The organism is Sphingobacterium sp. DR205 (assembly GCF_011064245.1).
GTDB classification, from domain to species: Bacteria; Bacteroidota; Bacteroidia; order Sphingobacteriales; family Sphingobacteriaceae; genus Sphingobacterium; species Sphingobacterium athyrii.
Map to the genome: position 1 here is coordinate 3,796,186 of NZ_CP049333.1, position 12,114 is coordinate 3,808,299.

8 protein-coding genes are annotated in these 12,114 nt (G+C 43.5%); 1 reads left to right on the forward strand and 7 read right to left on the reverse strand.

Going from position 1 to position 12,114, the window contains the following annotated elements:
- Nucleotides 1-57: 57 nt before the first annotated feature.
- From G6053_RS16240 to G6053_RS16250, 3 genes are all read right to left on the reverse strand, one after another.
- Complete coding sequence (locus G6053_RS16240) at nucleotides 58-765, reverse strand: Sir2 family NAD-dependent protein deacetylase (RefSeq protein WP_165307174.1); 708 nt, start codon at nucleotides 763-765, stop codon at nucleotides 58-60.
- An 86-nt stretch (nucleotides 766-851) separates the two neighbouring features.
- The gene (locus G6053_RS16245; RefSeq protein WP_165307176.1) at nucleotides 852-1,310 is read right to left on the reverse strand and encodes a hypothetical protein; all 459 of its coding nucleotides are present in this window, start codon (nucleotides 1,308-1,310) and stop codon (nucleotides 852-854) included.
- A 44-nt stretch (nucleotides 1,311-1,354) separates the two neighbouring features.
- Nucleotides 1,355-3,190, reverse strand: a complete 1,836-nt coding sequence (locus G6053_RS16250; RefSeq protein ID WP_165307178.1) for an alpha-L-fucosidase — start codon at nucleotides 3,188-3,190, stop codon at nucleotides 1,355-1,357.
- Nucleotides 3,191-3,399: 209 nt separating this feature from the next.
- Here G6053_RS16250 and rnhA point away from each other — a divergent pair, with 209 nt between their 5' ends.
- Nucleotides 3,400-3,894, forward strand: coding sequence for a ribonuclease HI (rnhA, locus tag G6053_RS16255; protein ID WP_165309656.1), 495 nt, complete (start codon nucleotides 3,400-3,402; stop codon nucleotides 3,892-3,894).
- A gap of 189 nt (nucleotides 3,895-4,083) precedes the next feature.
- On the opposite strand, the gene G6053_RS16260 is transcribed toward rnhA, so the two are convergent.
- From G6053_RS16260 to G6053_RS16275, 4 genes are all read right to left on the reverse strand, one after another.
- Nucleotides 4,084-5,706, reverse strand: coding sequence for an arylsulfatase (locus G6053_RS16260; protein ID WP_165307180.1), 1,623 nt, complete (start codon nucleotides 5,704-5,706; stop codon nucleotides 4,084-4,086).
- Between the two features lie 102 nt (nucleotides 5,707-5,808).
- Nucleotides 5,809-7,401, reverse strand: a complete 1,593-nt coding sequence (locus tag G6053_RS16265) for an arylsulfatase (protein WP_165307182.1) — start codon at nucleotides 7,399-7,401, stop codon at nucleotides 5,809-5,811.
- A 61-nt stretch (nucleotides 7,402-7,462) separates the two neighbouring features.
- The gene (locus G6053_RS16270) at nucleotides 7,463-8,932 is read right to left on the reverse strand and encodes a RagB/SusD family nutrient uptake outer membrane protein (RefSeq protein ID WP_165307184.1); all 1,470 of its coding nucleotides are present in this window, start codon (nucleotides 8,930-8,932) and stop codon (nucleotides 7,463-7,465) included.
- A 15-nt stretch (nucleotides 8,933-8,947) separates the two neighbouring features.
- Nucleotides 8,948-12,001, reverse strand: coding sequence for a TonB-dependent receptor (locus G6053_RS16275; RefSeq protein ID WP_165307186.1), 3,054 nt, complete (start codon nucleotides 11,999-12,001; stop codon nucleotides 8,948-8,950).
- Nucleotides 12,002-12,114: the final 113 nt, after the last annotated feature.

Here is a 12,114-nt window from a genome sequence, read left to right on the forward strand (position 1 = left end):
GTTTTAATTCCATTTTTCAGGATGAGGTTTATTTGAAGTTTATAATCCGCTGCTACATTAATCTTTAACTGAAGCCTCCTGAAGCAACTGTTTGACCAAGATCGGAACCGCTACGGTGGCTGCTTCCTCAAAACACTTTATCCGACCTAATGTTGTACTGTTCGGAATTTGCTTGTCGATCAAAAAAGACCGGCAATAATGAGGCGCAAATTGCCGCAGCCCGGCGGCTGGATAAACCTGTAAGGAAGTTCCGATAATAATGAGGATATCTGCTCTTGAAACATAGGACATTGCGCGTTCAATCTCCGGAACAGCTTCACCAAACCACACGATATTCGGTCGCAGTTGACTTCCTTTTTCACAAAGATCTCCCATTTTTATTTCTTCGCCTTCTACCTGGTAAATCAAACGATCGTCAATGGATGACTTGGATTGATCCAACCGACCATGTAAATGTATAATCTTTGTAGAGCCGGCCTGCTCGTGCAACAAATCGACATTTTGTGTGACGATCGTGACCTGATAGGCTGATTCCAAGTGACGTAACGCGAGATGCGCCGCATTTGGCCTTGCAGCTAGCGCAGCCTTCCGTCTAAGGTTGTAAAATTCCTGAACAAGCGCCGGATTTTTTTTCCAGCCTTCAATAGAGGCTACAGCCATCACATCATGTCCCTCCCATAGTCCATTTGCATCCCTAAAAGTAGGTATGCCACTTTCGGCAGAAATCCCAGCTCCTGTTAATACAACGATATTTTTCTTTTCCATGTGCTTGCTTAGTCCCTTAAAAATAAATAAATCTGATGAATCTATTGAGCTCAAAAGGATAACTTTTTTAACAAGAGACGAGTTCTTTACTCGTTTATCAATTTAATAGCGTAGTTATCAGGAAGCTCCAGCCGAATGGAATCTTTGCTAGCGGCGGCCTTTCGGTTCATCTCATCGAAAGAACGCTGGTAATATACAAAGGCCTTATTGGGTATATGCAGATCTTTTGCCTGTTTTACTGCAAAATGATAACGGTTATCCGACAGCTTGACATGCTTATAAATACGATAGGTTACAATTTGAATCTGTACCTTGTCAAACTTCGGTATCGTTTTCAAATCAGCCGCCTCGTGAAAGTATTTCTCATTGAAATACATAAATTCATCTGAATTGGCCAGCCATTCCAGATTTATTTTTCCCTCAACCACTTTATTCGCTAGCGAATCCGCACGTTGTCGTTCCATTTTATTTCCATCTCCGGCAGCACAGGACACGCTTAGTGCGACCACAGACAGGGATGCAAGAAAAGTATGCAATAGACTCATCCGTCTAATTTAGTATAAAAATAATTCCCGCCATAACGGTGATGTCATAAATTATTTTCAATGGCGCCAACTTTCTCGCGATGCAATGCCAAAGGCGAATCCAATAACACCGCTATAACAGTCATATTTTTATCCAAGCGTTCCTTTGGTGCCTGAATATAAACAATCCCGGGAATACTGCTCCAGTAAAGTTTATTGAAAATCTCATGATTAATCATGGATCCTTCACCCACCAGTCGAATCCGAGCAATACCGTTTTTTATTCCTTTGAGCGCAATAGGGCCTGTTGGCGTCCCTTCGACAAAAAGGTAAAGGGTCTGACGATCCTTTGAAAGCGCACTTAAACCTTCATAATGTCCTTCAGGTAGTCCCTTTCCAGTATCATAAAGTGCTTCTGCATGCTTCTTAACCCAATCTAAAACGGCTGGATTTGTCAAATTTCCCACAGGAAGCTTTGACTCCATACCATCTATAGTTAAACCGGAATGATCGAAGATATTTTTTCCACTATGGAGCACTGATGCGATTTGATTTAATGCGGTATTGGTTTGCTTGTTGTCAAGTACAGCTTGTAAACTAATAGCTTCTTCCCGAGGTGTGTGCCACTGTACCTTGTTTTTGAATGTCAAGGCCAATACCGTGACGTCCTGATCAAAGTTAACTTTTGCCAGGTCCAATTGGACTTTTTCATCCAACGATACTGCAGTTACCTTAGACGCAGCATCTCCAACAACAGAAACCGCCTGAATAGCATCATTCAGCACCCCCTTTAACTGCAATTGTGGTTTTTGTTCATATAGGTAGAGATAGAGGGTTTTTCCATCTTTTGACAAAGCGGACTTCCCGTTGTAATTTTCGAATGGAATACCTGCTCTTGTACCATATATTGCCGACGCGTGTTTATTCGTCCATCTTCCCAACTGCTTCAAAATATTCATCTGCTCTTCGGGGATGCTACCGTCAGCTTTTGGGCCGATATCCAGGAGGAGGTTTCCACCCATGGAAATACAGTCTACCAAAGTACGGATAATCATATTGGGTGACTTGTATTTCTTGTCAAAAGGCTGATACCCCCAAGAGTCGTTCATGGTATAGCAAAGTTCCCAGAATTTAGCATCTGGCCGGCTTACAGGAATCCCCTGTTCAGGAGTCTCGTAATCGCCATGGTGGTTCAAGCGCGAATTAATAATGATGTTCGGGTTGTATTTACGTAGAAGCGACAATGTTTCCTTGGACTTCCACTCTTCGGCGCTATGCTCCCAGTCGCCATCAAACCAGATCAATTCAGGTTTATATTGCTGGGATAATTCGCTGAGTTGTTTTTGATAATATTCGACATAGCGGTTCCAACGATTTGGGTCTTTGACAAGTTCGTAACGTTTTCTTGCACGTGTAAATACATCGTAATAAGGATGGCTCCAATCCGGCAGAGAATAATAGAGACCTGTATGCAGTCCCTCCTGCTGAATAGCCTGAACAAATGGTGTAATAACGTCCTGTTTGGCAGCGGCATCTTTTAGGGTGGTAATCGCTTTATCCGCCTGAGTATTCCACAAGGAAATCCCATCATGATGTTTCGTTGTAATCACCGTATACTTTGCACCTGCTTGTTTGATAAGTTTAGCCCACTCCTTTGGCTTATAATTTTTGGCTGTAAAACCATCGAGCTGTTTGATGTAATTATCGTGGTTAATATAATTATTGAAGAATGACCAGGACTCGGAGATCCCGTCAACGGAGTAGATCCCCCAATGAATAAAAATCCCTAGCTTGGCGTCTTCAAACCAATCCATTTTTTGAGCTGAAATAGTGTTCTGAGCGCTGACGTTGAAACATGCCGACGCTAAAAGAACAAAAAGAGAAACCTTTTGAAACTTCATAGAGTTAAATTATCGATTACATAACGAGTTTAAGCCAGCAAAATACATATAAATCATTAGAATTTCATTGTGTAAGCGATAAATTACAGCGAAGACGCTCTTGCTAAACCGAATAACTCCTTGATATGATAGGCAGATTCTCAGAACATAGCATTGCAGCACACAATTATAATTGTATTTCAACGCAAATTTATCTAAGTTTGGCGGGTATGATCGAATTATATACAGACGGGGCATCTAGTGGAAATCCAGGTCCGGGAGGGTATGGAACTATCTTAAGGACTATCTATACAGGCGACAATGAGGCGTTCAAGGGAAAATTAATTGAAAAGGAATTTTCAGGAGGATATAGAAAAACAACAAATAACCGTATGGAACTGATGGCCGTCATCGTAGGGCTCGAAGCATTAAAAAACTTAAACCAACCGGTTACAGTATACTCTGACTCCAAATATGTCATTGATGCCATTGACAAAAAATGGGTATACGGATGGATCCAAAAGGGCTTTGCCGGCAAAAAAAATAAAGACCTTTGGATGCGTTTGATGAATGTTTATAAACTACATAAGGTCAAATTGGTTTGGGTAAAAGGCCATGCTGGCCATCCCTTAAACGAACGTTGTGACCGCTTAGCTGTGGCCGCATCCAAAGATAAGTCCAATTGGAAAATCGACACAGTATTTGAAGTCGAAGAAAACAAGTAGCAAGATAAAATTCAATGGGCGATATTGAGAAATGAGGCAGATAAATTTGGATATTGCTCCAGTTAGCGAAAAGGCACCCGATCCATTGGAACTTGGTGCCTTTTTTATAAAATAATGTAAAGTGAAACGGTTCAACCGCAATCAATCCGAAGCCTAAAACGTTTGTTTCATTGAAAAAGGGTTTGCTTCTTAAAAACGAAATGCTGGTGCGGCGATCTCCTGCACCTTACTTTCCCGAAACTCCTTCATACTACTCGGTTCCTTGCTTTCTAATTCAGCAAAGTCCACCACCCCGTTATCCTTGGCCCAACGAAAATAAGCGGTAGATAGGCGCGATACTACATCGTGATGTTGTGCCGCAATATCTTTTCGTTCGCTCGGATCTTGTTCCAGATCATATAGTTCCCACTTGTAGGATGGCCAGGTGGACACCAACTTCCACTTCCCTATCCGTGCAGCACGGTTTCCAGCCCGCTCCCAAAAAAGACCTTCTTCACGCGTTACGGTATCCTGCTGATTGAACAGCACCGGAAGTAAACTTTTTCCGGGAAGCTTATTTGCCTGATGGCCTTGATATTCCTTGGGATAAATGGCTCCGGCAAGTTCATAGAAGGTTGGCGCCAGGTCGATGATATGGCCAGTTCCTTTTTTGATGCCACTGGCGATTTTCCCCGGAAACCAGGCGATAAATGGAGCATTGATCCCACCCTCGTAGGTGTAATCTTTAAATGCCCTGAACGGCGTATTTGATGCATAAGACCAATTTTTACTTTGTGATTCAAATGAACCTACCGTACCCACTGGCCCACTGTTCAATCGGGCGCCATGGAACCAACGGACGAGGTCCTCTGCAGGTGCACCATTATCCGACAGGAACACAATTAAGGTATTGTCTAACTGGCCATTTTCTTTGAGTTTTTGCAACAATTTACCGATTGTCTGATCCAGGCGGTCGACCATCGCAGCGAAAACTTCCATTTTTCTGGCCCACTGCTGTCTTTGATCAAAGGATAAGCGTTCCCAGTCGTAGATATCTTCGTCAGCAATGGAAAGTGTGGTCGTATTGTCAACTATCCCCAGTTCTTTTTGGCGCTTAAACCGTGCCCTACGGATGCTCTCCCAACCTTTATCATAGTATCCCTTATACTTGGCAATATCCTGTGGTAGAGCCACTAAAGGCCAATGCGGTGCCGTATGTGCTAAATATAGGAAGAACGGTTTATCCTGACCCTTGATCTGATCTAGAAAACCTTCGGCCTTCCGATTGATCACTTCCGTAGAAAAAGAGCTTTCCAAGGGGTAGCCTGCAGCATCTGTTGCTTCTTTAAATGTCGGGGCTCCTGAATCTGAATTCTTTTCTTCTCTTGGAAAAACGAAATCAAAACCACGGTCCCAAGGTAGGCTCTTGCCTTTACCAGACACATGCCATTTGCCTGATGTCGCGGTGACGTAGCCGTTGGCACGAAGAACTTCGGCAATCGTCAATGATTCAGCATTGAGATAACCTTGGTAAGCCGGTAAGCCCAAATCATTGGAAAAATACCCCACGCCAGCTTTATGCTGGTACTGACCTGTAATCAGGGATGCGCGTGTTGGCGCACAGATGGAGTTATTATAAAATTGTTTTAACCGTATTCCCTCGCTGGCCAGACGATCCAGATTGGGGGTTGCGATCTCCGATCCATAAGCACCCAAATCGGAGTATCCGAGGTCATCGGCAAGAATCAAGATAATATTCGGCTTGTTGCTTTGTGCCACAAGAGCACTTGCACCACCAAAAATAAGGGCAATACATAGTGTTAGTTTTTTCATTTGATAAGTATTTTTATATGTGTTTAGTCTCCACGATAAAGATGAACTCTCTTCACTCGGTACGAATACATCATCAGGGTTTTCATAGCCTATCTTTTATGCCTAGCGAAACTGACTGTTTATTTTCAGCAGTTTATAGTCCACTACCCCATTCTCTTTTGCCCAAAGCTTATAACGCGCTTCGAGATCTTCAACAATTTCCGGGTATTGATCTGCGACATTATTGTTTTCACCCCTGTCCGCATCGATATTGTACAGCTGTGGTTTATTCCCCTCTTTGAATAAAGACACGAGTTTCCATTTACCATACCGTACGGCTTTGTTGCCGGCTCGTTCCCAAAATAATGGAGTCGGACGCTCAACCTGACTTTTATCGGTATGCAATAAGGCTCTCAGACTAATGCCTGGTAAGGGATTGATGGGTAAGTTGCCCTCTTTTGACGGATATTTTGCCTGGGCAAAATCATATAATGTCGGGGCGATATCAATCAGGTGTCCCGTACCTTTCTTAACAACATTGGCTTTCACTTCCTTTGGAAACCAGACAATAAACGGCGCACCGATACCACCTTCATAAGGATTATCTTTATAGCTCCGCAGGGGCGAGTTACCCGTTTGTGACCAATTGCTATTTTGCATATCATAGGAACCAGGCAACCCTACAGTCTCCGTATTCCGCGAGGTATAGATGCGGTTGCGATCACCGCCTTGTGCGCCGTTATCGGACAAAAAGATGATAATGGTATTCTTGTCTTTTTTCAGTTCCTTCAAGGTTTTTCGCACTTTTCCGATACTTTGGTCGACGCGATCGACCATGGCAGCGAACACCTGCTGTCGACGTTGCCAGTATTGCTGTTCGTCATAGGTGAGCTTGTTCCATTCCTGTACACTTGAATCCTTTGTCGAAATAGGCTGTCCTTTCGGAAAAACTCCACTTTGAACCGCATTTTCATAACGTTTCACACGCAGACTATCCCAGCCCTGCCGATATACGCCCTTGTATTTTTGGGTTTCTTCTTCCGGAGCCTGTAAAGGCCAATGTGGTGCGTTAAAGGCGAGATACAGAAAAAACGGTTTTTTATCCTGCTCTTGTTCACGCAGAAAGCCAATTGCCTGATCAGTAATCTCGTCCGTGAGGTAACGTCCTTGCGGTAGATAGAAAGGTTTATTATTTCGATACAAAGGCACGGTAGGATTTTCAGGTCCATTGATTTCATAAAAATTGGAAGCCCCACCCACAAAATTAAAGGAGCGTTCAAAACCACGTTGCGCAGGCCATTGGTCATAATCATCGCCAACATGCCATTTTCCGGAGATAATCGTAGAATAGCCCGCTCCTTTTAGTACTTCCGCCAGCGTCAGCGACTCGTGATTTAAAAAGCCCTGGTATGCGGGCAGGCCAAGGTTAACATTAAAATACCCCATTCCCGCGCGATGTGCATATTGTCCTGTCAATAATGTTGCTCGCGTCGGCGCACAGATCGAATTATTATAAAACTCCTGGAAACGTGTACCCTGTTTTGCCAGCTCCGTCAAATTTGGGGTATGAAAATCTGTTCCGCCATAAGGCGCTATGTCTGAAAAACCCAAGTCGTCAACCAGAATTAATACAATATTTGGTCGTTTGTCCTGTGCAATACTCCTATTCAGCGTCCAGCTTAGACAAAGTGCGATAAGAATGTATATTGTTTTCATAATTTATGATGTTTTGTAGTACGAATAAAAATAGAGTGTTCCATAACAGCGATACCATCCGTTATTTAGCCAACCAGTCTGGATGTTGAACCAATTTTGGATTCAAATTCAGCTCCCGTTGCGGTGTTGGAAAATGGAGATGTCGCGCTGCAGCATTTGTTTTTCCCGCAGTTTTTAGTTTTGTGATGTAATAGTTTGCTCCACGACGTACCAAGTCAAACCAACGTTGGTACTCATAGACCAATTCCTTGCGTCGTTCCTCAAATACCAGTTCCCGAAAGCTATCTTTGCTTTCCGTATCGGACAGCTTTTCAACGCCAGCGCGTATACGGACGGCATTGATCGCATCACGCGCTTCCTGCGTTGGCCCATTTAACTCATTTTCCGCTTCTGCCAAAATAAGCAGGACCTCAGCATATCGTATGATGGGGGTATTCTTTGAAGACTGCGCCTGGTTGCCGACTACGGTCTGGTCATAATACTTATTGAATTGTGGTTTGGTTAGTGCATAGTATTTTCCATCTGTGGGTGATATCATGCCAGTTGTAAATGTTACGGAAAGACGTTTATCAGTCAGCGCAAAGCTCTTGTACAGGCCACCTTCAGCATGTAGGGCATCGGCATAATCCCCATTGATACCGGGTATATCTGCCGGAGCGGAACGACTGGCCAATGAGTTCCCTTGATAGCCACTATTTCCTTTAAACTGTGCTGAAAAAATATGTTCAATACCATTTTTTTTATCGATATTGAAGACATCTGAAAAATCCGGAAAAAGTGCATATCCCTCTTTGTCAATCACATCCTTGGCTAACAATTTGGCATTAGTCCAATCCAATCGGGTCAGATATACCTTGGCCAGGAGGCTTTTAGCCGCACCGGATGTAGCACGACCTTTGTCCGCATCGCCATAATTCTTATAATTCGGGAGACTGGAGGCAGCTTTTAGATCGTTTATAATCTGTGCATAGACTTCGTCTTCTGAAGCTTTTGCCACGTATAATTCTTGTGCTGATAAGCCTTCTGTGGGACGTATGACAAGCGGAACAGGGCCAAACCAGCGCACCAGATTGAAGTAATGTAATGCACGCAAAAATTTAGCTTCGTTGACTAGGCGTTGTTGTACCGTGGCATCGATCTGATTTTGGTTCATCGCTTCGATATTAACGATATTTAGATTTGACGCGTTAATGGCATCATAACTTTGTTTCCAGAGTTGTTCCATCCGATCGTTTGAGGCGTCGTGGGTTAAATTACTGATGGCGCGCACATGGGCATTTCGCGCCCGGGGTCCTGCTTCATAGTCATCTGTTGCCATCTCCACGCCGATCTGGAATAAGCTGTTGTACAACGATTGCCCCGTCTCATACAGTTTTCGATAAGTACCCGTTACTGCGGCCACTGCTTGTCCTTGATTCAGGTAAAATTGTTCGGAAACCAATGCACTTTCGGGCTTCTCGGTCAATTTTGAACAGGAGATTCCTGTTAACAAAACGAACAATAAAGAAATAGAATAATATAATTTTTTCATTGGGATCTGTAAAAATTAGAACGTTAAGGATATACCAACAGAAACAGACTTAGCAGCCGGATAAATTCCAGCATCCGTACCAATCTGTACGTTGCTACCTGAGGTTACTTCAGTGTCAAATCCCCTGTAGCTAGTCCATGTCAATAGATTTTGTGCAACCAGGTATAGATTCAAATTCGTAATATGTGCATTTTTCAACCATTCTTTCGGAAAGCTGTAGCCAAATTGCAGCGACTTCAGCCGCGCAAATGCTCCGCTTTCAACAAATTGATTCGAGAATACCGGAGCAGGGTCAAGTTTGGCTCTAGGATATAGCCGGCTTGGATTGTCTTTTGTCCAGCGGTTTAGCGCATCAATCGATGCGTTCTGTTGACCGGTAAACATCTCGAGGTTTTGGCGGTTGATATTCAGCAGGTCGTTGCCAACTGTTCCCTGAATCAGGAAAGATAAGTCAAATCCTTTGTAGGAAAGCGTATTACTGATGCCGAATATAAAATCAGGCTGCGCGTTGCCGATGATTGTCCGGTCGTTGGCAGTGGTAAACTGGCCATCGCCATTGATATCCTTATACAGGCGATCGCCGGCTTTAGGGTTTGCATTCCCGGTCAACGCCCCCTTACCATTCTCTTCACCCGATTGTAGAATACCATCGATAACAGTCCCATAAAAAGTACCCAAAGGTTCTCCAACTTTAATAATGTAGTTTCCAGCAACATAAGACGCGGCGCCTTCACCGATAGTTAACACCTTATTTCGGTTAAATGAGACATTTAGATCTGTATTCCAACTGAGGTTTCCCTGTAGATTTTTTGATTTCAGACCGAACTCTAGACCTTTATTTGAAACAGAACCGAAGTTTTGTAGTGAAGTGGCATAACCTGAGGTCCAGGGAATCTCCACATTCAATAAGAGGTCTTTTGTCTTTTTATAATAATAGTCGACAGTAAACTGTAATCGATTTCTCAAAAGTGAAAGGTCAAAACCGGCATCATATTGAAAGGTAGTCTCCCAGCCCAGGTTCTTATTCGGCACCCGTTGTGACGCAAATCCTGTGATCACGTTATTTCCAAAGAGGTAATTTAAACTATACAAGGTGGAAAGTGATTGATATTGTCCTATCTCCTGATTTCCGGTTGTGCCGAAGCTAGTGCGTATTTTAAAATCATCAATACCGGGGAAAACCTGTTTAAAAAAGGGCTCGTTTATTATACGCCATGAGAACGCCAATGAGGGGAAATTTCCCCATTTATTGTCAGCGCCAAATCTGGAGCTGCCGTCACGACGTACACTCGCCGAAACATAATATTTATTTGCATAATTATAGTTGACCCGCGCCAAATAGGAATGCAACACCCAATTATAGGTATCCGAGGTTGGTCTTGTGAGGATAGAGCCACTCTGCAGGTTATTGAAAAGCAAATCGTCTGTGACAAAATTCTGTGCACCGGCGCTGAACACTTCATTTTTATTTTCCTGCTGTGTAAAACCCAGCAACGCATTGAAATTATGTTGCCCGATAACTCCGGTATAAGTTAAGGTATTCTCATTCAGCCAAGAAGTGCCATTTAAATTTCCCAAACTTGCCTCACCCTTTGATCCCGCACCTTCATAGATATAGGACGGAAGATAGAATTTGTCATTACGGTTATTAAGATCAACCCCAAGAAGCACTTTCGCCTGTAGTCCTTTCAGAATACGGTACTGTGCAAAGGAAGTACCTAAGACACGTAAACCATTTGATGTGTTTGTGGTTTCTTTCAATGTCGCAATAGGATTAGCAAAGATGTTCTCAAAGGGATTGCGTAGGGTGTAATCGCCGTTGGGCTCGTATATTGTAGCCGTAGGCGGCATAATCAGCAGTGCATTTACGATACCTGATGGAGCGATTTGGGCATTTGTCTTATTAATCGATAAATTGGCTCCTACCTGCAAACGATCGAAGGGATTTGCATTGATGTTCGAACGGAATCCCAAACGTCTGAAATCTGTATTTATAATGACGCCTTCCTGATCGAAGTAATTTGCCCCCAGAAAATACTGCACTTTCTCAGCTCCTCCGGACAATGACAATTGATGGTTTTGTATTTTCCCGGTCCGAAAGGCCTCCTTTTGCCAATTTGTTCCTTCCCCTAATTGATCCAGCTCTGTCTGTTTCCGATATTGATTTTGACCCAAACTAGGGTTGGCATCATACAATGCCTCGTTTCGAAGAACGGCAAAATCATGGGCATTTAAGACGTCAATTTTCTTGAGCACACTTTGTGCACCGATACTACCATCATAGTTCAACTGTACATGTCCGGCTTTTCCTTTTTTGGTGGTCACCAAAATGACGCCGTTTGCCCCACGTGAACCATATATTGCTGTCGCTGCAGCGTCTTTTAATACTTCAATACTTTCAATATCCGCAGGATTAATACTGGCCAGGGGATTCACGGGGGTTCCGCTCCCAACGCCCGTGCTTTCCGTCTGATTATAGACAGGAAAGCCATCGATGACATATAGCGGTTCATTTCCGCCCTGAACGGATGCACCGCCACGTATACGGATACTCACGCCGCCTCCGGGCTGCCCCGAAGTTTGCGTAACCTGAACCCCAGAAATCCCGCCTTTCAGGGTCTGATCAAGAGAAGACACAGGTTGCTTGAGCAGATTTTCCGGCAAGGATGCCACCGCTCCTGTCAAATCACGGCGTTTTTGGGTTCCGTAACCCACGACCACGACCTCCTCCAGATCCTCCGATGAAGGAGAAAGCTCAATAACGGCTGGTGAGGTATTTACGATGATCTTTTTCTTCTGATAACCAACAAAGGTTAAGATAAGCGAAAAAGGTAGTTTCTGCCCTGTGACAAATTGGAATTTACCATTGCGGTCTGTTTTTACACTATGTGTCACAGCTTCCAATTGTATGGTCACTCCTTCAATGGGCTCTTTGGTTGTCGCATCTATTACCGTTCCTATTAGGGACGCGTTGATGATCGGTTGAGGCTGCTGTGCTTGTACCGACGCAAAGGTATACAGCAAAAGCACGGCTAAAATAGCATACGAGAGTACGCTGAAATTTTTCATTGTCAGTTCTATTTAATGTGAATACGAAAACAAGTGCCAACGCCATTGGTACTTTTGTTTTTTAAAACTCGGATTACTTGTTTAATGAAGCATAAACAAGAAAAAAGAAAGTG

What these genes read in the sequence shown, in the direction of transcription:
- G6053_RS16260 (WP_165307180.1), bottom strand. Translation starts at nt 5,706, where the DNA reads ATGAAAAAACTAACACTATGTATTGCCCTTATTTTTGGTGGTGCAAGT.
- G6053_RS16245 (WP_165307176.1), bottom strand. Translation starts at nt 1,310, where the DNA reads ATGAGTCTATTGCATACTTTTCTTGCATCCCTGTCTGTGGTCGCACTA.
- G6053_RS16265 (WP_165307182.1), bottom strand. Translation starts at nt 7,401, where the DNA reads ATGAAAACAATATACATTCTTATCGCACTTTGTCTAAGCTGGACGCTG.
- G6053_RS16240 (WP_165307174.1), bottom strand. Translation starts at nt 765, where the DNA reads ATGGAAAAGAAAAATATCGTTGTATTAACAGGAGCTGGGATTTCTGCC.
- G6053_RS16270 (WP_165307184.1), bottom strand. Translation starts at nt 8,932, where the DNA reads ATGAAAAAATTATATTATTCTATTTCTTTATTGTTCGTTTTGTTAACA.
- rnhA (WP_165309656.1), top strand. Translation starts at nt 3,400, where the DNA reads ATGATCGAATTATATACAGACGGGGCATCTAGTGGAAATCCAGGTCCG.
- G6053_RS16275 (WP_165307186.1), bottom strand. Translation starts at nt 12,001, where the DNA reads ATGAAAAATTTCAGCGTACTCTCGTATGCTATTTTAGCCGTGCTTTTG.
- G6053_RS16250 (WP_165307178.1), bottom strand. Translation starts at nt 3,190, where the DNA reads ATGAAGTTTCAAAAGGTTTCTCTTTTTGTTCTTTTAGCGTCGGCATGT.